Below are 22,013 nucleotides of genomic sequence, written 5' to 3' on the forward strand. Positions count from 1 at the left end.
TGGAAGAAGTTTAAGTCTAGACTGAAGGAGTTATCTTCCCGTAAGCGATGTCAGTCAATCAAGCCAAGCCTTGAGAAGATTAAGGTATATGCGAGGGGATGGCTTAACTATTACGGAATTGCAAGTATGAAGAACAACATAGATGACGTCAACGGATGGCTCTATCACAGAATACGTATGTGTATATGGAAACAATGGAAATTGCCCAGAACAAAGAAGAGAAATCTGATAAAAATGGGAATCCATGAATATTATGCGAACATGGCGGCAAACTGTCGAAGGGGACACTGGTATTGTGCCAATCTGACGACAGTTAAGAAAGCCATGACAAAAGAAAGACTGATAAACAGTGGCTTCTATGATTTAGCCACAGCCTATCAGTCTGTGCACGTCAACTATTGAAACCGCCGTGTACCGAACGGTACGCACGGTGGTGTGAGAGGACGGCGGTTAGTCACCGCCTCCTACTCGATTTAATTGTGAAAAATATACAAAAAATGTATTTTAAAATTATGAAATGTATAAAAATATGAAAAAACATATTGACAAATTGTGTTTACATTGTAATAATGTAATTACTTTAATAAAACATTTTATAAAACATAAAATAAAACGACATGAAAAAGGAGGAAACAATTATGTTACAACAGGTAATGACAAATCCAGGAGAAATTATTTTCAGAGAGGTTCCGGTTCCGGAGGTAAAGGAAAATCAGGTTTTGGTAAAGATTATGAATATTGGTGTTTGTGGATCAGATATTCATGTTTATCATGGAAAACATCCGTTTACAAAATATCCGGTAACACAAGGACATGAGGTTTCCGGTGAGATTACAGAATTTGGAAAAAATGTCACAGAGTTTCATGTGGGACAGAAGGTGACGATAGAGCCGCAGGTATATTGTGGACATTGCTATCCATGCCGTCATGGAAAGTATAATCTCTGTGAGGAATTAAAAGTAATGGGATTTCAGACGACAGGAACAGCATCTGAGTATTTTGCAGTGGATGCATCGAAAGTAACACCTATTCCAGAAGATATGTCCTATGAAGAAGGAGCTATGATCGAACCTCTTGCTGTGGCAGTTCATGGTGTAAAACAGATGGGCGATGTGGCTGGCATGAATATTGCAGTCCTTGGTGCAGGACCGATCGGAAATCTCGTGGCGCAGGCAGCAAAAGGAATGGGGGCAGCGAAAGTGATGATCACAGATATCAGTGATCTTAGACTGGCTAAGGCAAAAGAATGTGGAATTGATGCGTGTGTGAATACTAAAAATAAAGACTTCGGTGAGGCAATGATCGAAGCATTTGGACCGGATAAGGCGGATGTGATCTACGACTGTGCCGGAAACAATATCACAATGGGACAGGCAATTAAATACGCAAGAAAAGGAAGCACGATCGTACTGGTGGCTGTTTTTGCAGGAATGGCAGAAGTAGATCTTGCAGTGGCAAATGACCACGAACTTGACATTAAGAGCACGATGATGTACCGCCATGATGATTATATAGATGGAATCAGACTGGTAAATGAGGGCAAAGTTCATTTGAAACCGCTCATCTCAAAGACATTTGCTTTTAAAGATTATCTGAAGGCATATCAGTATATTGATGATAATCGTGAGACAACGATGAAAGTAATTATCAATGTCAGTGAAAAGTAAGGAGCTTATATGGAAAATAAATATGGAATTGTCGGAGTTGCCCATGTCGGGCTTCCGACAAACGATTTACAGAAAACAGTTGAGTTTTATAAGAGTCTTGGATTTAAAGAAATTATGCAGACATATAATGAAAAAGCAGGGGAAAAAGTGGCATTTTTACAGATAAAAAATTACTGTATAGAGACTTTTGAAAATAGACAGGCGGCAATGTCAGACGGTGCATACCAGCATGTTGCACTTGATGTGGAAGACATTGAAAGTATGTATCAGAAAATCTGCAATGAAAAATACACGGTTATTACAGACGGAATCGAAGAACTGCCATTTTGGGAAAATGGTGTGAGGTTTTTTATGATTAAAGGACCAAATGAGGAAAGAATAGAGTTCTGTCAGAAACTCTGATAAAAACAGGAGGGACATATGGGAAGCAAAAACAAAAATGGAAAAATACCGCTGATCAGTAAGATTGCATATGGGTTTGGTGATGTCGGATGTAATTTCAGCTGGATGTTCGTCAGTAATTTTCTGATGATATTTTATACAGACGTGTTCGGAATCAGTATGGCGGCGGTGTCAGCACTTATGCTTTTTTCAAGATTCTGGGATGCAATCAATGATCCAATCGTCGGGGGACTTACAGATAAAACAAAATCGAGATGGGGACGGTACCGTCCATGGCTGTTAGTAGCGGCACCAATCACAGCGATTCTTCTTGTTATGACATTCTGGGCAAGACCCGACTGGCCGCAGAATGGAAAGATCATTTATATGGTAATTACATATTGTCTGCTGGTTTTGGGGTATACCTGTGTGAATATTCCATATGGAACCTTGTGTGGTGCTATGACACAGGATATTGATGAACGTGCAAAAATAAATACATCCCGTTCGGTTGCAGCGATGATTGCAATTGGTGTGATAAATATTATCACAGTTCCACTGCTCAGCAAATTCGGCAGTCATAGTGCAAAGACAGGATATCTGACGGTTGCGGTCATATATGGATGTATTTTTACAGCCTGTCATTTCTTCTGCTTTGCGAAGACGAAAGAGGCAGTGCTTACTCCGGAAAAAGAAAAAATTTCTGTAAAGATACAATTGAAAGCAGTCATGCAGAACAGACCATATCTTCTTGCATTGGCAGGACAGATATTATTTGGATTTACACTGTATGGTAGAAACGCAGATATTCTGTATTACTTTACATATGTGGAAGGGAATGCCTCCTACTACACAACTTATTCGATGTGCATCATTATTCCTTCTATCATCGGGGCAGCCTGTTTTCAACCATTATTCCGCAAGTTAAATAACAAAGGAAGAACAGCATCTCTCTTTGCTTTATTTACAGGAATTTTCATGTTGACTATGTTTTTCTTCAATGCCAAAGAATCACCGGCTATTTTTTATGCATTATCTGGTCTCACACAGTTTTTTTTCTCTGGATTTAATACCGCAATCTATGCAATTATTCCAGACTGTGTGGAATATGGGGAGTGGAAAACCGGACTTAGAAATGATGGTTTTCAGTATGCATTTATTTCACTTGGAAATAAAGTCGGAATGGCAGTTGGAACAGCACTTTTAGCAGGATTACTTGGAAAATATGGTTATATTGCAAATCAGACACAAAATGCAATTGTACTTTCAATTATGAAACATGCATTTACGACGATTCCAGGTGCACTGTGGATTGTGACTGCGGTTGTATTATTTTTCTACCGGTTAAATAAAAAACGTTATAACGAGATTGTGGAAGAACTGAAAAATGGAAGAAAAAGTTGATATCGTGGCATTGGGAGAATTGCTGATTGATTTTACGGAAGCAGGACACAGTCAGGATGGGAGAAAATTGTTCGAACAGAATCCCGGCGGTGCTCCGGCAAATCTTCTAACCGTTGCAAGCCACTTTGGGTATCGCACATCTTTTTCAATCAGATCTAAGATATTTCCTATTGTTTGAAATAGCTTTTTGTAACAATCTACTTCCATTCCATGCATTAAACATATGGGCTAATTTTCTCTGGTTGGATGGCTTGGAATAGTAAGCGGATATTTTAGGACTGATTTTAGTCTGACCAGTCATCCAGCGGCAAACCAGACCGTTGTCCATTGAAAAATCCTGATTTGCCGGATCATCCATAAAATCTTCAAATAATTCGTATAAAAAATCAGGCTGACTCATTTGATTACTTTCGCTGATATGGTTTTTTAAACAAGTGCTAATAGAAGAAAAATCGCATTGATTCAATAGAAATTCCCCTTTCGTAGTTAAGATTGAGTATATCTATCATAATACGAACATATATTCGATTCAAGAAAATGCGGATATTTTTAAAGTGATTGTGTCAATTTACAATCAATTTCTATTCAATGTGGTTTTCAAGCAGGTTCTGTAAAATAAGCTCAGATCAAAACAATAACGGGAGGAGCTTATGCAACAGAATATTGAATTTGAGCGGTGCATTGATTTTCTGGTACGGATGATTGATAAGTACGGCGATGAAGTCCTCCGGGACACTTCAAGGGATATTTCAAGGTATGCCGTTTGCTGTTCTTACATTGACGGAAAAAAGACGCAGAGGTATAATAAAAAGGAGTTTACGGTTTTTTCGCTATTAAAGTGGAGAGAGCGCATGAAATATAAAAGGATGAGGAAAAAATGACAACCAAATACGAATTTAGAGACATTCTTCCAGAGGAGTTAGACCAGGTGATTCAGATTGAGCAGATCTGTTTTCCGCCAAATGAGGCCTGCTCTGCCAAGAGTATGAGAGAACGAGTGGCAAATGCACCCGAGACATTTATGGTTGCAGTGGATAAAGAAACAGGTAAAGTTGCCGGCTTTCTCAATGGGGTGGCAACAGACGAAGCAGTCTTTCGTGATGAATTTTTTACGGATAGTACTCTTCACAATCCGGAAGGAAAGAACGTTATGCTCCTTGGTCTTGACGTTCTTCCAGAGTATCGCCACCAGGGGCTTGCACGTGAAATCATGACACAATATGTGAAAAGAGAACAAAAAAGAGGACGCGAATGCCTGTACCTGACCTGTCTGGATAACAAAGTAGAGATGTACAAAAAAATGGACTACACCGACAACGGAATTTCCGGTTCCGCTTGGGGCGGGGAAGAATGGCATGATATGAGCAGGAAAATCAGATGATCCGGCTTCAGGATATTGCGGATATGGCGGGAGTGAGCAGGACTACCGTATCAAATGTAATAAATGGCAATACGAAAAGAGTTTCCCAGAAAACCATTGATAAAATAACGGCAATCCTGAAAGAACAGAATTATGTTCCGCATATGGGTTCCGTTATGCTGTCCGGACATGGTTCCAGGATCATAGGCGTGGTACTTGGTTTTGCCCAGGCTCATGGAATGTACTCCCTGCAGGACTCCTTTGTAGGAGAACTGGTAGGAACCATTCAGATGGAAGCTGAAATGAAAGGATACTATATCATGCTGATCGGAGGGGAGAATATCCAGAACGTGGTGGATATTGCTTCCAGATGGAATGTAGAAGGACTGATCATTCTGGGATATAATGATGAAAAATATCGGAAATTGTCCAGAAAGCTGAATAAGAAAATGGTTCTCATAGATGCCTATCCCGCAGGAGAATATTTTTTCCAGAATGTGGGAGTGGATGATTATTCAGGCGGCTATCAGATTGGAAGTTACCTCTGTTCCTGCGGTTTTGACAAAGCTTTGTTTCTTGCAGAAACAGATATTGACAGTGATTACAGCCGTTGGATGGGCTTTAAGCAGGCTATGGAAAAAGAAGGAAAATTCTGTAGCCGCACTCGTCTGATCGTGATCCCGGGGGAAAGAAACCGCCGTATCCAGAAATATAAAGAACTTCTTCCGCGTTTTCTGCAGGTAAAAGCAGTGGCATTTTCCTCAGATTATGCAGCAATTGAGGCCATGAACTTTTTGTCAGATCATGGAATTAAGGTTCCGGAACAGGTATCTGTTACCGGCTTCGACGACAGTATCTATGCCAGAATGGTCCGTCCAAGACTTACAACAGTTCATCAGGATGTAGGTCAGAAGGCACATTTGGCGTTCAGCCGCCTGCTTCGGATGGTTGCCGGGGAGCAGTTAAAAGAGTTTAATATAAAAAGTCCGGTGTACCTTGTAAAAAGAGATTCTGTGAAAATATGAACAGATCGTTCAAAAGAATTTGAAGAGAAGACAGTCAGGCTATAGAGCCTGTTTGAAAAATCATTCCCGCAATCTGCACGCCCCACTTTGCGGTATATTTCACCCGAATTCGGTTGCCGTAGCCCGCTACGGCGCCCTCATCCGGGCGAAATCTCCCACAAATTGTGACGCACATCTTGCAGAAAGCCTTTTTCAAACACGCTCTGGAGCTTGACTGTTTTTTTCGTAACAGAAGCTTACGTTTGGATTCCTGTTACATAAAGAAAACAATTTGCATGAAATCCCTGCTATCCGGGGAAATTATAAGACAGGGGGGACAATCTGAGAACTCATGAATCTTCATGATAAAAAACTATACAATATGCACAAAATACAAAATAAAAGTTTGTCTACAATTTAAGTTTCTCGAGAAACCTGTTGATTTTGCTGAAAAGTTACGATATTATGAAGCCACCGAAAGGAAAGCAGGACAGACGTGTCCGGAAAAGCTTTCAAATAAACAAGTGCTGCGCAGCCTTCATTGAGTAAAATAATGGAGGAAAGAAAGATGAACAAGAAACTTATTTGCACATTAATGGCAGGTACATTGCTGGTTGGTACAGTTACCGGCTGCGGCAGTTCCTCTGAGGGAGATTCTTCTGCAAAAGGAACAGAACTGGAACTTTTTTCCAGCAAGGCAGAGAACAAGGATATTCTTCAGAAGCTGGTAGACAAATTTAATGAGACACATGAGGACGTGACAATCAAGATCACAGCTCCGGCAGATGCAGGAACTGTATTAAAGACCAGAATGGCGAAGAATGATATGCCGGATATCGTTGCAATGGGCGGTGACAACAACTACACAGAGGTAGAAAGTGCCGGAATGCTGGTGGACTTAAGCAGCGAGGATTACATTTCCAATATTCAGGAATCCTACCTTCAGATGGTATATGATGTAAATAAGGATAAAGAAGAGAAAGCATATGGCGTTCCGTATGCAACAAACGCTTCCGGTGTCATTTATAACGTTGACAAATTCAAAGAATATGGCATTGAGATTCCAAAAACATGGGACGAATTCATTGATGTACTCGAGAAACTTCAGGATGCAGGTGAACAGCCACTTCTTATGACATACAAAGATGCATGGACAAGTAACTGCCCATGGAACAGTATTGCATCTGACCTTGCTCCGGAGAGCTTTAATGATGAACGTAAAGCCGGCAAGACCACATTTGTTGGAACCCACGAGGAAATTGCAGAAAAATATATGAAGCTTCTTGACTATGCTCAGGACGATTTTATGGGACTAACCTACGACGATGGAAACAAAGCTTTTGCAAATGGAGAAGCTGCCATGATCATCAATGGAAACTGGGCAGTCAACCAGTACAAAAATGCAAATAAAGATATCAATGTGGATATGTTTGCATTCCCGGCTTCCAATGAGGAATCCCAGAACTATGTAACCTCTGGTGTAGATATACTTCTTGGCGTATGCAAAGACAGTGCAAATGAAGAAGTGGCAAAAGAATTTGTATCCTTTATGCTTGAGCCAGAAAATGCAAAAATGTACATTGATGATCAGTTTGCTTTCTCAGCTGTAAAAGGTGTAGAGCAGGAGAATGAGACAGTGGCAGGTGTGAAAGAAGATATTGCAGCTGGAAAGGTTGCAAACTTCCCAGATCATTACTATCCATCCGGATTTGATATGTCCGCACTTCTGACCGAAATGTGCCTGAACTACACAAACGGAATGGACAACGAGGAGAACATAAATCAGTTCCTTGCACAGTGCGATGAGAAATATGACATTGCAAATGTAGACTGATCTATGTGACTGATGGAAAATACAGGCGAAAGGTGAAGAACGTGAACTGTCACCTTTTGATCCGTATGAATTGTAAGGCTGCTGGCCACTAAGTGAACAGCAGCCTTGTAAGAAAATAAGGGAGGATTCCATGAAGAATAAAGCCCCACGGAAAAAACCTGCTGTTAACCGGGTTTACTACATTTATGTAGGAATTCTTGCAGTTCTGTTTTTCACTTTCCACACCATTCCATTCTTAAAAGGTGTTATGTACAGTTTTACAGACTGGAGAGGATATGGAGAGTGGAATTTTGTAGGACTTCGAAATTATATCCATATGTTTTCTGATGTGGATACAGGAAATGCATATTTGTTTACATTCAAATTTGCGGTGATCACTACTATTCTGGTAAACGTGATCAGTCTGATCCTGGCCTGTGCATTAAATGCAAAGATCAAGTTTAAAAACACAATCAAAGCTTTTTATTTCCTTCCATATATGCTGGGAAGTCTGATCGTAGGATTTATTTTCAACTATATTTTTGCGAACCTGATTCCACAGCTGGGAAAAGGCCTTGGAATCAAAGCTTTAAGTGTAAATATTCTTGGAACCAATTATGCTATCTGGGGAATTGTTGCGGTATCCTTATGGATCGGATGCGCTTTTAACACCTTGATCTACATTGCAGGACTTCAGTCCATTGACACAGATGTATATGAGGCTGCTGACCTGGATGGAGCGACCGGCTTAAAAAGATTCAGCAAAATCACGTTCCCTCTGCTGGCACCATCTTTTACCATCAATATGGTACTTTCCGCAAAGGGTTATCTGATGGTTTACGATCAGATCATGGCTATGACAGATGGCGGTCCTGGAACCAGCACAACATCTATTGCAGTATTGATCTACAAAAAGGGCTTCGGAGGCGGACAGTTCGCTTATCAGTCAGCCAATGCGGTTATGCTTTTTGTGGTAGTGGTACTGATTTCCGTATTCCAGCTGCGTGTACTTGAGAAGAGGGAGGAAAAATTAGGATGAAACAGAATACAGTGAAAGTAAAAGAGCGTTACAACTGGCCTGTTACGATCCTTCTGATCATTGGAATCGTACTTGTCATCCTGCTGCCTCTTTATATGGCACTGATGATTGCCATCAAGGATCCAACAGATATGAACAACATTCTGGCACTGCCAAGAAAAATCAGACTTCAGAACTTTGCAGATGCCTGGGTAATGACAAATTTTCCAAGAAAGTTTCTTAATACAGCATTTATCACAGTGGTGAATCTGATTTTTACACTGATCACAAACTCTTTTGCCGCTTATGCCATCACAAGAAACCGTAAAAAGAGCAAATTCTTTTCCCTCATGTATTATTACTTTATCAGTGCCATGTTTATACCGTTCCAGGTAATCATGCTTCCGCTGGTTGTGCAGGCAAATGCTTTTCACCTGGATAATATTTTCGGAATTACATTCCTGTACATTATTTTCGGTCTTCCTATGAATACGTTCCTTTATACAGGGGCAGTAAAGGCAATCCCGGAGGCACTTGACGAAGCAGCCATGATTGACGGGGCAAATCCGATTCAGATTTTTTCCAGGATTATTTTCCCGGTTCTGAAGCCTACCACAGCTACAGTAGCGATCCTTTCCTTCATGTGGACCTGGAATGACTTTACCATGCCATTGGTACTGTTAAGTGATGAAAGCCAACAGACACTGCAGCTTGCCCAGTATGTATTTAAAAAACAGTTTTCTGTTGATTATAATCTGGCATTTGCTTCTTATCTGCTTGTTCTGCTTCCAGTGCTGATTGTGTATATTTTCTGTCAGAAATGGATCATGAATGGTGTAGTAGCCGGTGCAGTAAAATAGAGAAAACAAATACGCGCCATGGGAATATTTCACTGCGGTCATGTACCGGGCAAGAATATTCTGTGGGAAAATAAATATAGAATATCAGGAGGACAGCCAGGAAATGAAGAAGAACTGGTGGAAAGAAAGTATTGTATACCAAATCTATCCAAAAAGCTTCAATGACAGCAATGGGGATGGAATTGGTGATATCAGAGGAATTATAGAGAAACTTGATTATCTGAAGGAACTTGGGGTAAATGTTCTGTGGATCTCACCTATGCTGGAGTCCCCACAGGATGACAATGGCTATGATATTTCAGATTATCGCAGAATTTACAAAGATTACGGAACCATGCAGGATTACGAGGAGTTACTTTTTCAGGCGCATGAGCGTGGAATCAAGGTGCTGATGGACCTGGTTGTAAATCATACTTCAGACGAACATCAGTGGTTCCTGGAGAGCAAAAAGTCCAAGGATAATCCGTACCGTGACTATTACATCTGGAAAAATCCGGTAAACGGAAAAGAGCCAAATAACTGGGGCGGTGCATTCGGCGGTTCTGCATGGGAATACGACAATGAGACACAGATGTATTACCTGCACCTGTTTTCCAAAAAACAGCCGGATCTGAACTGGGAAAATGAGAAAGTGCGCCAGGAAGTTTACGATATGATGAAATTCTGGTGTGACAAGGGAATCGACGGCTTCCGTATGGATGTGATCAGTATGATTTCAAAGGATCAGGCTTTCCCGGATGGAGAAGTGAAAAGCGGCCTGTATGGAGATTTCGGTCCATACAGCGTTCACGGTCCGCGGGTCCATGAATTTTTACAGGAAATGAACCGTGAGGTATTGTCTAAATATGATATCATGACAGTTGGGGAAACTTCTGGTGTTACCATTGAAGAGGCACAGAAATATGCCGGGGAAGACAGTGGCGAGCTGAATATGGTGTTCCAGTTTGAACATGTAGAAGATGCTTCCCCGCATGCGGAGTTTGGCAAATGGACCACTGACAGATATGACTTTAAGGCTTTCAAAAAGACGATGATCAAATGGCAGGAGGAACTTCAGGGAAAAGCATGGAACAGTCTTTTCCTGGGAAATCATGATCAGCCAAGAAGCGTTTCCAGATTTGGAAATGACAATCCGGCATACCGAGAGACTTCTGCAAAAATGCTGGCAACCTGTCTTCATATGATGCAGGGAACCCCTTATGTATACCAGGGAGAAGAGCTTGGCATGACAAACGCATATTTCCATAAGCTGGAAGATTATAAGGATATTGAGAGCATTCAGTATTATACAGAGCTGACAGATGCAGGGCTGATGGAGCCGGATTACATGATGAAATGTCTGATGCTCAGAAGCCGTGATAATGCAAGAACACCTATGCAGTGGGACGGTTCAGAAAAAGCAGGTTTTACAGATGGGGAGCCGTGGATTAAAATAAATCCAAACTGTAAAGAAATCAATGCAGCCAGTCAGTTGGATGATCTGGATTCCATTTTCCATTATTATCAGAAACTGATCGCTCTTCGCAAGGAGAAAGATATTATTGTGTACGGTGAGTTTGAACCTCTTTGCCGTGAGGATGATCAGATTTTCGCATATACAAGAAAGCTGGATGAGGAAAGACTTCTTACAGTCTGCAATTTCAGTGAGCAGTCTGCAGAATTTGAAGTTCCTGCAGAATTTGAAGGTTCCCGGTGCCTGATTACAAACCTTGACCGAAAAGTATTTGCGGGCAAGGTCGTGCTGAAACCTTATGAGGCATTTGTGTTATATAAATAAACAGGTTACTGGACGCGAAGCAGACAGCAGCAAAAACAGACTGAAAGGGGCAAAATTTCTTGCCCCTTTTTATGAAAGACGAGGAAGAATGTTATGATCAGAAAGTTCAGATACGGCGCTCCTTTTAATACGGAGGCGCTGACAGAGGAGATTGAGACAGCGGATGGTGCTTTTCCATATGGGAAGATCAGCCTGGAGAGTGGCTTTGATTTTACCTATGTGATGGATGAGGAGGATATTGTCTACGGGCTTGGAGAGGCCAACCGTGGAATCAACAAAAGAGGTTACTGCTACATCAGCAATTGTACCGATGATCCAAACCACACGGAGGACAAACGCTCCCTGTATGGTGCCCACAACCTTATTATCGTAAGTGGAAAGACAACCTTCGGTCTATTTTTCGATTATCCGTCTGAACTGACCTTTGACATTGGGTACACCAGAATGGATACCCTGAAGGTGACATGTGCAGATGCAGATCTGGATGTGTATGTGATCGGGGGTGAGTCTGCTTATGATATTGTAAAGCAGTTTCGCCATGTGATCGGACGCAGCTATATTCCCCCGAAATTTGCATTTGGTTTCGGACAGAGCAGATGGGGATATACCACCAAGGAGGATTTTCGCAAGGTGGCAGCAGGATACCGTGAGAATCACATTCCCCTGGACATGATCTACATGGATATTGATTATATGGATTCCTACAAGGACTTTACGTTGAATCCGGAGAATTTCCCTGATTTCCCGGATTTTGTAAAAGAGATGAAAGACCAGGAGCTACGCCTGATCCCTATTATTGATGCTGGTGTAAAAGTGGAAAGCGGCTATGAGGTTTACGAGGAAGGTGTGGAAAAAAGATACTTCTGCCAGCGGGAGGACGGAAGTGATTTTGTGGCAGCCGTATGGCCGGGGGATACTCATTTCCCGGATTTTCTGAACAAGGATGCCAGAAAGTGGTTTGGAGACAAATACAGCTTCCTTATTAGACAGGGGATTGAAGGCTTCTGGAACGATATGAATGAGCCTGCTATTTTCTATTCCTCAGAGGGAATGGAAGAGGCGAAGAAACTTGCCGGAGAGTTTTACCAGGATAAAGAAGGTAAGATCCACATTTGGAAAATGCAGGGCGAGCCAAACGGACTCGCAAACAACCCAGAAGATTACCGCAGATTTTATCATAATGTGGATGGCAAAAAGATCCGTCACGACAAGGTACATAACCTGTTTGGCTACAATATGACAAGAGCAGCAGGCGAAGCATTCGACCGCATTGATCCGGAGAAGCGTTTCCTGATGTTTTCCCGTTCCTCCTATATTGGAATGCACCGTTACGGCGGAATCTGGATGGGAGACAATAAATCCTGGTGGTCACACATTCTTCTGAACCTGAAAATGCTGCCGTCTTTGAATATGTGCGGATTCCTTTACACAGGAGCAGATCTTGGTGGATTTGGTGCGGATGCAACAAGAGACCTGGTGCTTCGCCATATGGCACTTGGGGTATTTACTCCGCTTATGCGTAACCATTCCGCAATCGGAACAAGAGAGCAAGAGTGCTATCAGTTTGAGAATGTTGAGGATTTCCGAAATGTGGTAAATACGAGATACCGCCTTGTTCCGTATCTGTACAGCGAATACATGAAGGCCGCTTTAAACGATGATATGTATTTCAAACCACTTGGCTTTGTTTATCCGGATGATAAGATGGCAATCCGGGTGGAAGACCAGCTGATCCTTGGAAATGAGATTATGATCGCACCGGTTTACGAGCAGAACGCAAGAGGGCGTTATGTTTACCTTCCGGAAGAAATGAAGTTTGTGAAATTTCTGACAGACGGAAGCATTTCTGAGGAGATTCTGGAAAAGGGCGTTCATTATGTGGAGGTTGCCTTAAATGAAGTGCCTCTGTTTATCCGTAGTGGTAAGTGTATTCCGGTTGCAGAGGCTGCGGAGTGTGTGAAGGATATTGATACTTCCAAACTCACTATGCTGGGATATGAAGGCAGCAGTTATACTTTGTACGAGGATGATGGCGTGCATAAGGAGTACGATAAGGCTGAGAATTATAGAAAATTAGAAAAATAACAGAATGAAAAGATCCCTTGAAAGTCTTTGGAAATTTCACGACGAGGTTTAAAAGATTTTTTAAACAGGATCCAGAAGACAGAAAATCGGAGCTGGCCATCAATTGCCAGCTCCGATTTTTTCAGATACCATATCGATAAACCACACAAACAGAATCAATCCCAGCATGATTGCACCAGCTTTTTCCCAGGCATATTGATTCATGGAAAAAATAAGGGGCGCTCCGATTCCGCCTGCGCCTACCAGACCGAGAACGGAAGCTTCACGGATGTTTACATCAAACCGGTAGAGGATGATAGAGGTGAAAACAGGCTTCAGCTGCGGCAGGACACTGTGGCAGATGGCGGGAAGAGGACGGACCCCCATGGCCAGCAGCGCATGATAGGGACGAGGGTCCAGGGCATCTAGTGCTTCTGTAAATCTTTTGGTGAGAAGTCCGATACTGCATACGGCCAATGTCAGCACTCCTGTGAAAGCTCCTGGCCCGGATACCCGGATGAAAATCAGTCCATACACCAGAAAAGGCACCGAACGGATTACCATGATCACCAGGTTAAAAAGAAAGGACACAGGAGCAGGTACGAAACGTTTGGTATTTAGAAAAGCCAGCGGTGCAGATACAATGGCTCCGATTACCGTTCCAATAAAAGCAATGCACACTGTTTCCAGTAAAAGATACCCAAGCCCATCTTTTTCAGCCGAGAAAAAGAAGCTCCAGTCTGGCTGCAGAAAGCCAGCAAACATATTTCGCAAAGTCTGTGGACTGGTTCTGGAAAAATCCGGCAGGGAAAGGGTAAACGTGCAGATCAGAAACAGGGCAGCCAGAAACAGAAGCAGCAGTCTGGCCTGCTCTTTTTTTATTGTGCGCTCTTTTCGTATCAAGGCGGCCAGATACCGACTGAAATATTCAATCACACACACTGTTAGAAACAGCATCAGCAGAATGGTCCCCACTTTGTCATACTCCAACCAGGAAATCTTCTCATTGAGAAGCAGTCCGATACCGCCAGCTCCCACATATCCTAAAATGGAGCTGTGCCGTACATTGGTTTCCAACAGGTAAAGTGCATTGGTGAGAAATCCAGGAATGATCTCTGGTAGAATTCCATGGATATAAGCTACATACTTTGAAACACCCATAGCCCGAAGTGCCTGGTAAGCTTTTACATCGGCGGCACTTGCATCCTCGTAGGTAAGTTTTGTCATAATGGCAAAGGTGTACAAGGTAATGGCAAAAGTACCTGCAAAGGTTCCAAGCCCGAAAAGAAAGGTAGCAGTAAGCGCCAGAATCAAGGCTGGAAAAGAACGGAGAATCTGGATTACAATTCTAAGTATCCGTCGTATTACAGCTGGAAATCCTAAGTTTGCAGCGCCAAAAGGCGAGAGTACAAGGGCAAAAAAGGTGCCAAGTACCGTTCCGGTAACAGACATCTGAATGGTGTAAAAAAGCGGTAGCAGGATCTTCTGAATATAAGAAAAATCTGGCGGGATCATATCCACGACCAGGTCGGTGAGGTGGTTCCTTCGTTTCCAGAAAGTTACAAGGTCACAGTCTGTGAAATTTGCTGCAAGGAAAAACAAAATCAGAAAAGAAATTGGAACAGCAAATTTTGCCACAATGGAATTTTTGCTTGTTTTGTTATCATTCATAAGCGACACCTCGCTTATTCTCTATCTGAGTATCATTTTTGTTATAAATTTGTGTAGTGATAGAATCAGTCAGATCAGCAGTCTTACCGTCAAATACAACCTTGCCATCTTTCAGACCAATAAGTCGGTCGGAGAACTCCTGGGAGAATTCCAGATTATGGCTGTTCATTAAAATGGTGACACCATCAGTCTCATGAATACTCTTCAGCAACTCTAGAATCTGTCTCCCGGTAACTGGATCAAGAGACGCCACCGGTTCATCTGCCAGCAGGATCGCCGGGTGCCGCATAAGTGCTCTTGCAATTGCCACCCTTTGCTTTTGTCCGCCAGACAGATTCTTAATCGGTTCCTCTGCCTTTTCCAGAAGTCCAACCCGATCCAGCAGTTTCAGAGCTTCTTCTTTACGTGTTTTTCCATAAAGTCCAAACACGCCCTGGAAAAATCCCATATCCGGAAGTCCGGCAGTCAGCACATTCTTCAGACAGGTAGAATTCTCCACCAGACAAAAGTCCTGATAAATAGTTGCGATGGATTTTTGCAGTTCACGTTTTTTCCTTCCTTTTAGAGAATCAAAGCGCTTATCATCCAGAAGCACCTGTCCGCCAGTGCACTCCATCATTCCATTGAGAATGCGAAAGAGCGTTGTCTTCCCCGCCCCCGAAGGCCCGATCACCGAGACAAATTCCCCCTGTGAGACGGAGAAATCCACATCTGCCAGGGCTTTTGTGCCATTATGAAATTTTTTTGCGATATGCTGAATCTGTAAATTCATAGATAAAATTGACCTCGTTTAAAACTACTGCCGAGGCAAATAATCTGCCCCGGCAGTTTAAAATATTTTGTAACTATTCAGAAAAGTTGAAGTCTATTCCATAGACTTCAGCAGCTCCTGCGCCTCTCGTTCGCCATCGTAATTGGAGTCATCGCCCCATTCATATCCAACCTGGCTGAACACGCTGATAATATCTTTTCCCTCGTCCGTATTCGCAATCTCAATAAAGGAATCTCCCAGCGCCTGGCGGAAATCTTCATCCTGCATAACTTCAGAAGTTTTGCTGTAGGCAATCATATCATTGTAAATCTTATCTGTAACTCCGATCACACCAGTCTGATTTACCATATCATCTGTACCTCCGAAGGTCTCTTTCCATTCCGGTGCGTATTTGGTACGGATGTGGCCATAAGAAACCATCACATCAGCCTGTCCGGAAGCCAGACGTGCAAGAGAGGTTGTATAAGAATCAGATTCTACCGCATTTGCCAGATCACTGATTCCCTTTCCATATTTTTCGTTCAGCCATAAGCTTGGATAAATATAACCGGAAGCTGAAGTTGGTCCCATAACAGCCCAGGTAGCATCGTTCAGATCATCCCAGGTAAGCTCTTCGCCGTTATTTACCTTTTCCAGTAAAGCCTGTCCCTTTTCGCTTGGACCTGCCAGAATAATAGAACGGTAATAGGTAGACATCTCATCGGTGTTTTCTTCGATTGTACCATCATTCCAATCTTTCGGATCATCAGAATCTTTGTTGATTCCATAGCGAAGGGCGGTAAGAAGAACGTCACAGTCATCAGAGAAAAGTACGTAATTTCCGCCGGAAATAAATCCGATATCTGCGCTTCCTGCACTTAAAGCCTGGCCAACAGCGGTGTAGCTTGTACCTACTGTCATGTCCACGTTCTCCACGTCATACCCCTTGGTGAGCAATGTTTCCTTCAGTAAATCTTCCAGCGGCTCTGTAGCAGTGGTGATGGTGTCGGAATCTGCATATGGGGAAAATGCAATCTTCAGAGAATCAATGGTTTTGGTGTCCTCTGCAAAAACAGTGACAGTGCTCCCAACGGTAAGTCCCAGGCATAATGCCAGGGAAAGTGCGGATACAATGTGTTTCTTCATAGTGAAATACCTCCATGCTTTTGTTTGATCATATAATGTGTTACTGCGCATTTGAAATATGACGCAAAGCGAATCGCTGCGAATAAAATGGGCAGTAACTTTATTTCTGCTGGAAGTCGGTTATAACGAGAAAATTGCCCAATTTCTTACTATAGAATGTTTGAAAAAATTTTTCTGCAAAGCTGGGAATAGAGATTACAGCAATGGACTCTCAAATATGCCATGGTGAGAAGGGCTCATTATTCATGTAAATAAAAATACATGCCTCCCAGCATGTATCGAAAATGACTTTCGAGCAGATGCTGACAATCCACCTGCAAAAAAACAGGTGAACAGGTTTCGGTCGATCCTGACGGGATCCTCTCAACCCGGACCTACGGGCTCCCTCGCAATCTGGTTTTCGTCATCACAAATTCTGACCGCAGCACAAGGGCGCTCCCCCTGGCACTGCATTCCGTTAACCGGATAAATTGTATCATACCTGTCCTGGAATTACAATAAAAAATTCTGGTATAGCATTTGTAAAAATGTAAAAATGTAAAAATGGAGATGGAGAAGTTATTGCTTATTCGAAGTTCAATAATATGGAAAAAAAACATGGCAGTTCTCCATCGAAAATAATTGACGTGGTATATGCTTTAGTGAGGAAAAGAAAAATCCCCGTAACAGATCAAATTTAAGGTCTGTTATGGGGATTTATGTGTAGGAATAGTTATAAAAAGTGTAAAACTCTATAATTTCAATCCGTTATTGTGGAAAGCATGCAATTATTTAATTGCATCCAGCGCATTGGAAATATCCGCGATCAGATCCTCTTTATCCTCAAGACCAAGACTGATACGGATCAGCTCTGCCGGTACGCCAGCTTCAATGAGCTGCTCGTCTGTCATCTGTCTGTGGGTGGAGGTGGCAGGGTTCAGGCAGCAGGTTCTTGCATCTGCTACGTGAGTCTCAATTGCGCCAAGCTTTAAGTTCTGCATAAAGGTGGAAGCTGCTTCACGGCCGCCCTTCAGACCGAAGGAGACAACACCGCAGCCGCCGTTTGGCAGATATTTCTTCGCTCTGTCATAGTATTTATTAGATGGAAGTCCAGGGTAATTTACGTAAGCTACCTTCGGATGGCTTTCCAGAAATTCTGCTACAGCCTGTCCATTCTCCACATGCTTCGGCATGCGTACATGCAAGGACTCCAGTCCGAGATTCAGGATGAAAGCACTGTTCGGGGACTGCATGGAACCGAAATCACGCATAAGCTGAGCGGTACATTTCGTGATGAATGCGCCTTCTTTTCCAAATTTCTCAGCATATGTAATTCCGTGATAGCTCTCATCTGGCGTGCAAAGTCCTGGATATCGGTCTTTGTGCGCCATCCAGTCAAAGTGACCGCCATCAATTATAGCACCGCCTAATGCTGCACCATGTCCGTCCATGTATTTGGTGGTGGAGTGAGTAACAATGTCAGCACCCCATTCGATGGGGCGGCAGTTTACTGGTGTAGGGAAGGTGTTATCGACTACAAGGGGAACCCCATGTTCGTGAGCAACTTTTGCAAAAAGTTCAATATCCAGGACGGTAAGTGCCGGATTCGCAATGGTTTCGCCGAACATAACTTTGGTATTTGGCTTGAAAGCTGCGTTTAATTCTTCTTCAGTAGCATCTGGGGAAACAAAGGTTGCGGTGATACCCATTTTGGCCATGGTAACAGAGATTAAGTTGAAGGTTCCGCCATAAATGGAAGAAGAAGCCACAATGTGGTCTCCGCACTCACAGATATTGAACAGAGCCATGAAATTGGCTGCCTGTCCGGAAGAAGTGAGCATAGCTGCAGTTCCACCCTCCATTGCAGCAATCTTGGCTGCAACATGGTCGCAGGTAGGATTCTGAAGGCGGGAGTAGAAATAACCCTCAGCTTCAAGGTCGAAAAGTTTTCCCATATCCTCGCTGGTGTCGTATTTGAATGTTGTTGACTGAATGATCGGGATCTGTCTTGGTTCACCATTTCCCGGTTTATATCCGGCCTGAACACATTTTGTTCCCATTCTGTAATTGTTCATGATGTGTCTCCTCTTCTGGTAAAATAAGCTCCCTGTGGAAAAGTGTTCACAGAGAGCATTCACATAAAGATATAGTATCATTTTTTTATAAAAATAGCAACGGCTTGGTGCAAATTGCGGCGCGAAATCATGCGAATGCATGATTTCTGTGCATCGCGAAGCGTGTTACTGGTCACGGAGTGAACAGTAACTTACTGTGAGCGGTCATTCTTTATTTCGTGAAATATCTTCAATGATCGTGGTATTTATGTCATCTTCATACAGACGCATCTGCACCTGCATAGGTGTGGGATCGTCGGTGAGCTTTATTCTACCGAAGTGGTTGAAGAAGAACAGGACACCAAGACCGATACCGAGAGAGTAGGAGATTTCCAAGACAGTATTGCCGGTTGTGGGCTGTCCGGTGACCTGGGTGTAGATCTGCTCAAATAGAGCGGGGATGTCTACGTCATTGTTAAAGGTCATAATGGAAAAGCCTGCACCGAAAAAGGTGGCGAGGCAGACAAATATGACTTTGCACCATCTTATAACAATATTGACAGTTCCTTCCTTCTGATAGGTGATGATGAAGTTTGGTTCGCCAATATGCGTAATAGCAAGATCAGGCTCTTTGAGCTGGATATCATTTATAAGATCCATAACAGAAATCACATACCTGCCTGTCTTGTCCGGATCCAGGTTTGCTACCGGGAGAACCCGCAGGTGATTTAAAATTTTGGAATTGGTGCAGGATAGCTTAGCAATGTCCTGGAGATAGACATGGGGGTGATGAACCTCCACGTTTTCTTTGGTTTGGATGTATAGTGTGTCACTCATGAAATTCACTCCCATTGCAAAAAATGTTGGTTACAGGCAAGGATAAAGTACGTTGTTATTCTTTCATTTTCGGTTTAAAAAACCAGCTTGCCAGATAAGAAAAAATCAGGGCTGCAGAGACACCAGCTGCGCAGGCGGTGAAGCCTCCTGTGAAAAGCCCGATGACACCATCTGTGTCGATGGCTTCTTTCAGACCTTTCCATAGTGTATTCCCGAAACCAAGTAGTGGCACAGCAGCACCGGCACCGGCGAAATCAATCAGAGGCTGATAAATGCCTATGGCGCCAAGAATAGAGCCGGTGCATACCAGAAGAACCATGACACGTCCGGGCATAAGTTTGGTTTTATCAAGTAAAATCTGGACAAGGGCGCAGATCAGGCCACCTACCCAGAATGCATTAAAATAGTCCATGGAATCATCTCCTCATAGATACAGACAAAGATAGTTGGTAGAGACAGATTATAATTAATACAGTACGGTTTATAGGATTGCAATTATACAGGAAGTACGCACAATTATTTAGTTTACTGCTTTTGATCTTTTTTTGAAACATGCTCTAACACTACCGCATGTGCAATCCCCGGAATGGAATCTCCCTCATTAAAACTTGTTTTGGAAAGCAATGCTCCTGTAGGAACAAAGAGCACCCTTTTCCAGGTTCCTTTTGCCAGTTCCGGCAGAATATAGGCAGCCAGCACAGATGCACTGCACCCACAACCACTTCCACCAGAATGAGTATCCTGTGTTTCACCATCAAAGATTAAAAGCCCACAGTCCTGATAAATGGACTCTATATCATATCCTTTTTCATTTAACAGATCCAGTAGGATCCGTTTTCCAACAGCTCCCAGGTCTCCGGTGAAGATTGCATCGTAATCATCAGGTGCTCGGCCAAAGTCACAAAAATTCCGGTAAATGGTATCGCAGGCGGCAGGTGCCATGCATCCACCCATGTTCAGAGAATCCTTAAGTCCAAAGTCAATCAGCCTTCCAGTGGTAAGTCCTGTTATTTGGACACATCCTTCTTCTGAAATAAGCGACTCAGTCTTTTCCGGGATTTCCGGAACAGGCAAAGTTCCGGAGAGAACACAGGCACCGCTCCCGGTAACAGTCCATGTGGCTGAGAGAGGACGCTGGTTTCCGTAAGCCAGAGGAAAGCGGAATTCTTTTTCTGCACTGGCAAAATGGCTGGAAGTGGCACAGAGAATATGTTCTCCGTATCCGGCTGCGGCAGACATGGCGCCAAGAGAGAGGGATTCCCCTATGGTGGAGCATGCACCGAAAAGTCCATAAAATGGGATTCCCATTCCGGCAATTCCAAAGGAAGAGGCGGTAGTCTGAGCCAGAAGATCACCTGCGAAGGTCATGCGGATATCCCCGGGAGTAAGCCCGGCTTTTCCAAGAGCCAATGCGGCTGCTTCTTTTTGCATGGTGCTTTCCGCAGCTTCCCAGGTATCCTCTCCAAACATAGGCTCTTCGCAGACCAGATCGAATTTGCTTCCAAGAGGTCCTTCCCCTTCCTTTTTTCCAACTACAGAAGCACAGCTTACAACGTAAACCGGATTCTGAAAGCTCATACTGGCAGAACCGGTAAGTCTGGCTGGTGTCTGTGAATTCATGAAATCACCTCCATTATTTTCAGAAGATAGTAGATCACTCCGGCAACCCAGGAACTCATGATTCCGTAAAGAATCACAGGACCTGCAATGGTGAAAATCTTGCAGCCGATTCCAAAGACCTGACCCTCCGTTTTATATTCAATGGCAGGGGCAGCTACGGAATTAGCAAAACCAGTGATTGGAACCAGACTTCCCGCTCCGCCAAATTTTCCAATCTTTGGATAAATATTAAATCCGGTAAGAATAACACTGATGAAAACCAGGGTGACAGAACACCAGGTACCGGCCATATCCTGGTCTAATCCTCTGGATTTTGCGAAATTTGTTATAATCTGCCCAACGACACAGATTGCACCGCCTGTGAGAAAAGCCTTTGCCATGTTCATGGGAAGACTGTGGGTGGGGGTGATCTGTTTTACATAATCGGCGTATTGTTTCTGCTTTTCTTTTGGTATGGAATTGTTCATAAATGCCTCCTGTAGCCATGATGAATGGAACTGCTTGTTTAGAGTACAGTAACCTTTTGGGTTTTATTATTATGTGAAAAAATATGTAAAATATACTTTCTTTTTAGCTGAATTTATACTATTATGATAGTATTGTTATA

The 22,013-nt window shown here is 42.9% G+C and carries 22 protein-coding genes and 2 pseudogenes; 14 read left to right on the forward strand and 10 right to left on the reverse strand.

Going from position 1 to position 22,013, the window contains the following annotated elements; translation table 11 throughout:
- From AB5Z12_RS03365 to AB5Z12_RS03385, 5 genes and pseudogenes are all read left to right on the forward strand, one after another.
- The coding region (locus AB5Z12_RS03365) for a group II intron maturase-specific domain-containing protein (RefSeq protein ID WP_368368557.1) at positions 1-402 on the forward strand (402 nt) is incomplete at its 5' end.
- A gap of 236 nt (positions 403-638) precedes the next feature.
- Positions 639-1,667, forward strand: a complete 1,029-nt coding sequence (locus AB5Z12_RS03370) for a zinc-binding dehydrogenase (protein ID WP_368356920.1) — start codon at positions 639-641, stop codon at positions 1,665-1,667.
- Positions 1,668-1,676: 9 nt separating this feature from the next.
- Positions 1,677-2,069 carry a VOC family protein gene (locus AB5Z12_RS03375; protein WP_005611436.1) on the forward strand — a complete coding sequence of 131 codons (393 nt, stop codon included), beginning with the start codon at positions 1,677-1,679 and terminating at the stop codon, positions 2,067-2,069.
- 18 nt (positions 2,070-2,087) lie between these two features.
- Positions 2,088-3,452, forward strand: a complete 1,365-nt coding sequence (locus AB5Z12_RS03380) for an MFS transporter (protein ID WP_368356919.1) — start codon at positions 2,088-2,090, stop codon at positions 3,450-3,452.
- Positions 3,436-3,597 (forward strand): annotated as a pseudogene (locus tag AB5Z12_RS03385) (carbohydrate kinase); the annotation flags it as partial. The gene AB5Z12_RS03380 and the pseudogene AB5Z12_RS03385, both read left to right, overlap by 17 nt.
- Here AB5Z12_RS03385 and AB5Z12_RS03390 read toward each other — a convergent pair.
- Positions 3,598-3,918, reverse strand: coding sequence for a hypothetical protein (locus tag AB5Z12_RS03390; protein ID WP_173735065.1), 321 nt, complete (start codon positions 3,916-3,918; stop codon positions 3,598-3,600).
- Between the two features lie 184 nt (positions 3,919-4,102).
- On the opposite strand from AB5Z12_RS03390, the gene AB5Z12_RS03395 reads away from it, so the two are divergent.
- The 3 genes from AB5Z12_RS03395 to AB5Z12_RS03405 are packed head-to-tail and all read left to right on the forward strand — an operon-like array spanning position 4,103 to position 5,837.
- A complete protein-coding gene (locus tag AB5Z12_RS03395; RefSeq protein ID WP_173735064.1) occupies positions 4,103-4,333 on the forward strand; it encodes a hypothetical protein in 231 nt (76 codons plus the stop codon).
- Positions 4,330-4,833, forward strand: a complete 504-nt coding sequence (locus tag AB5Z12_RS03400; protein ID WP_173735081.1) for a GNAT family N-acetyltransferase — start codon at positions 4,330-4,332, stop codon at positions 4,831-4,833. The genes AB5Z12_RS03395 and AB5Z12_RS03400 overlap by 4 nt, the downstream gene beginning before the upstream one ends.
- Complete coding sequence (locus tag AB5Z12_RS03405) at positions 4,830-5,837, forward strand: LacI family DNA-binding transcriptional regulator (RefSeq protein WP_173735080.1); 1,008 nt, start codon at positions 4,830-4,832, stop codon at positions 5,835-5,837. Before AB5Z12_RS03400 ends, AB5Z12_RS03405 begins: the two co-directional genes overlap by 4 nt.
- A gap of 34 nt (positions 5,838-5,871) precedes the next feature.
- Here AB5Z12_RS03405 and AB5Z12_RS03410 read toward each other — a convergent pair.
- Positions 5,872-5,973, reverse strand: a pseudogene (locus tag AB5Z12_RS03410) (DUF6783 domain-containing protein); the annotation flags it as partial.
- Between AB5Z12_RS03410 and AB5Z12_RS03415 the strand changes: the two are divergent.
- The 6 genes from AB5Z12_RS03415 (at position 5,932) to AB5Z12_RS03440 (ending at position 13,369) form a co-directional block, all read left to right on the forward strand.
- Positions 5,932-6,051, forward strand: coding sequence for a DUF6783 domain-containing protein (locus AB5Z12_RS03415; protein ID WP_313721529.1), 120 nt, complete (start codon positions 5,932-5,934; stop codon positions 6,049-6,051). The pseudogene AB5Z12_RS03410 and the gene AB5Z12_RS03415 sit on opposite strands and share 42 nt — an antisense overlap.
- A 333-nt stretch (positions 6,052-6,384) precedes the next feature.
- Positions 6,385-7,650, forward strand: a complete 1,266-nt coding sequence (locus AB5Z12_RS03420; protein WP_173735079.1) for an ABC transporter substrate-binding protein — start codon at positions 6,385-6,387, stop codon at positions 7,648-7,650.
- 130 nt (positions 7,651-7,780) lie between these two features.
- Complete coding sequence (locus AB5Z12_RS03425; protein WP_195379430.1) at positions 7,781-8,668, forward strand: carbohydrate ABC transporter permease; 888 nt, start codon at positions 7,781-7,783, stop codon at positions 8,666-8,668.
- On the forward strand, positions 8,665-9,507 hold the full coding sequence (locus AB5Z12_RS03430; protein ID WP_173769318.1) for a carbohydrate ABC transporter permease: 843 nt from the start codon (positions 8,665-8,667) through the stop codon (positions 9,505-9,507). The genes AB5Z12_RS03425 and AB5Z12_RS03430 overlap by 4 nt, the downstream gene beginning before the upstream one ends.
- Before the next feature lie 103 nt (positions 9,508-9,610).
- Positions 9,611-11,284 carry an alpha-glucosidase gene (locus tag AB5Z12_RS03435; protein ID WP_368356918.1) on the forward strand — a complete coding sequence of 558 codons (1,674 nt, stop codon included), beginning with the start codon at positions 9,611-9,613 and terminating at the stop codon, positions 11,282-11,284.
- A gap of 93 nt (positions 11,285-11,377) precedes the next feature.
- On the forward strand, positions 11,378-13,369 hold the full coding sequence (locus AB5Z12_RS03440; RefSeq protein WP_368356917.1) for a TIM-barrel domain-containing protein: 1,992 nt from the start codon (positions 11,378-11,380) through the stop codon (positions 13,367-13,369).
- A gap of 99 nt (positions 13,370-13,468) precedes the next feature.
- Here AB5Z12_RS03440 and phnE read toward each other — a convergent pair whose 3' ends face one another.
- The 8 genes from phnE to AB5Z12_RS03480 all read right to left on the reverse strand — a co-directional run bounded on the left by phnE (position 13,469) and on the right by AB5Z12_RS03480 (position 21,873).
- Entirely contained in the window at positions 13,469-15,019 is a 1,551-nt protein-coding gene (gene phnE / locus AB5Z12_RS03445; protein WP_148461653.1) for a phosphonate ABC transporter, permease protein PhnE, read from the reverse strand.
- Positions 15,012-15,791 carry a phosphonate ABC transporter ATP-binding protein gene (phnC, locus tag AB5Z12_RS03450; protein ID WP_148461652.1) on the reverse strand — a complete coding sequence of 260 codons (780 nt, stop codon included), beginning with the start codon at positions 15,789-15,791 and terminating at the stop codon, positions 15,012-15,014. Before phnC ends, phnE begins: the two co-directional genes overlap by 8 nt.
- Before the next feature lie 93 nt (positions 15,792-15,884).
- Positions 15,885-16,916 carry a phosphate/phosphite/phosphonate ABC transporter substrate-binding protein gene (locus AB5Z12_RS03455; RefSeq protein WP_148461651.1) on the reverse strand — a complete coding sequence of 344 codons (1,032 nt, stop codon included), beginning with the start codon at positions 16,914-16,916 and terminating at the stop codon, positions 15,885-15,887.
- 767 nt (positions 16,917-17,683) lie between these two features.
- Complete coding sequence (locus AB5Z12_RS03460; protein WP_148461650.1) at positions 17,684-18,970, reverse strand: O-acetylhomoserine aminocarboxypropyltransferase/cysteine synthase family protein; 1,287 nt, start codon at positions 18,968-18,970, stop codon at positions 17,684-17,686.
- Between the two features lie 204 nt (positions 18,971-19,174).
- Positions 19,175-19,786 (reverse strand): stage V sporulation protein AA, encoded by a 612-nt coding sequence (locus tag AB5Z12_RS03465; protein WP_148461649.1) that lies wholly within the window; start codon positions 19,784-19,786, stop codon positions 19,175-19,177.
- Positions 19,787-19,841: 55 nt separating this feature from the next.
- A complete protein-coding gene (locus AB5Z12_RS03470; RefSeq protein WP_118581240.1) occupies positions 19,842-20,198 on the reverse strand; it encodes a SpoVA/SpoVAEb family sporulation membrane protein in 357 nt (118 codons plus the stop codon).
- A gap of 113 nt (positions 20,199-20,311) precedes the next feature.
- Positions 20,312-21,406: a stage V sporulation protein AD gene (locus AB5Z12_RS03475; protein ID WP_148461648.1), complete on the reverse strand. Its 1,095-nt coding sequence runs from the start codon at positions 21,404-21,406 to the stop codon at positions 20,312-20,314.
- Positions 21,403-21,873 carry a SpoVA/SpoVAEb family sporulation membrane protein gene (locus AB5Z12_RS03480; protein ID WP_148461647.1) on the reverse strand — a complete coding sequence of 157 codons (471 nt, stop codon included), beginning with the start codon at positions 21,871-21,873 and terminating at the stop codon, positions 21,403-21,405. The genes AB5Z12_RS03475 and AB5Z12_RS03480 overlap by 4 nt, the downstream gene beginning before the upstream one ends.
- Positions 21,874-22,013 lie beyond the last annotated feature (140 nt).

Origin of the sequence: Ruminococcus sp. RTP21358st1_G6_RTP21358_211008 (genome assembly GCF_040908885.1) — a bacterium.
Taxonomy (GTDB): Bacteria; Bacillota; Clostridia; order Lachnospirales; family Lachnospiraceae; genus Blautia_A; species Blautia_A faecis.

Coding starts and splice junctions, on each gene's coding strand:
- AB5Z12_RS03370 (WP_368356920.1), top strand. CDS start 639: ATGTTACAACAGGTAATGACAAATCCAGGAGAAATTATTTTCAGAGAG.
- AB5Z12_RS03375 (WP_005611436.1), top strand. CDS start 1,677: ATGGAAAATAAATATGGAATTGTCGGAGTTGCCCATGTCGGGCTTCCG.
- AB5Z12_RS03380 (WP_368356919.1), top strand. CDS start 2,088: ATGGGAAGCAAAAACAAAAATGGAAAAATACCGCTGATCAGTAAGATT.
- AB5Z12_RS03395 (WP_173735064.1), top strand. CDS start 4,103: ATGCAACAGAATATTGAATTTGAGCGGTGCATTGATTTTCTGGTACGG.
- AB5Z12_RS03400 (WP_173735081.1), top strand. CDS start 4,330: ATGACAACCAAATACGAATTTAGAGACATTCTTCCAGAGGAGTTAGAC.
- AB5Z12_RS03405 (WP_173735080.1), top strand. CDS start 4,830: ATGATCCGGCTTCAGGATATTGCGGATATGGCGGGAGTGAGCAGGACT.
- AB5Z12_RS03420 (WP_173735079.1), top strand. CDS start 6,385: ATGAACAAGAAACTTATTTGCACATTAATGGCAGGTACATTGCTGGTT.
- AB5Z12_RS03425 (WP_195379430.1), top strand. CDS start 7,781: ATGAAGAATAAAGCCCCACGGAAAAAACCTGCTGTTAACCGGGTTTAC.
- AB5Z12_RS03430 (WP_173769318.1), top strand. CDS start 8,665: ATGAAACAGAATACAGTGAAAGTAAAAGAGCGTTACAACTGGCCTGTT.
- AB5Z12_RS03435 (WP_368356918.1), top strand. CDS start 9,611: ATGAAGAAGAACTGGTGGAAAGAAAGTATTGTATACCAAATCTATCCA.
- AB5Z12_RS03440 (WP_368356917.1), top strand. CDS start 11,378: ATGATCAGAAAGTTCAGATACGGCGCTCCTTTTAATACGGAGGCGCTG.
- phnE (WP_148461653.1), bottom strand. CDS start 15,019: ATGAATGATAACAAAACAAGCAAAAATTCCATTGTGGCAAAATTTGCT.
- phnC (WP_148461652.1), bottom strand. CDS start 15,791: ATGAATTTACAGATTCAGCATATCGCAAAAAAATTTCATAATGGCACA.
- AB5Z12_RS03455 (WP_148461651.1), bottom strand. CDS start 16,916: ATGAAGAAACACATTGTATCCGCACTTTCCCTGGCATTATGCCTGGGA.
- AB5Z12_RS03460 (WP_148461650.1), bottom strand. CDS start 18,970: ATGAACAATTACAGAATGGGAACAAAATGTGTTCAGGCCGGATATAAA.
- AB5Z12_RS03465 (WP_148461649.1), bottom strand. CDS start 19,786: ATGAGTGACACACTATACATCCAAACCAAAGAAAACGTGGAGGTTCAT.
- AB5Z12_RS03470 (WP_118581240.1), bottom strand. CDS start 20,198: ATGGACTATTTTAATGCATTCTGGGTAGGTGGCCTGATCTGCGCCCTT.
- AB5Z12_RS03475 (WP_148461648.1), bottom strand. CDS start 21,406: ATGAATTCACAGACACCAGCCAGACTTACCGGTTCTGCCAGTATGAGC.
- AB5Z12_RS03480 (WP_148461647.1), bottom strand. CDS start 21,873: ATGAACAATTCCATACCAAAAGAAAAGCAGAAACAATACGCCGATTAT.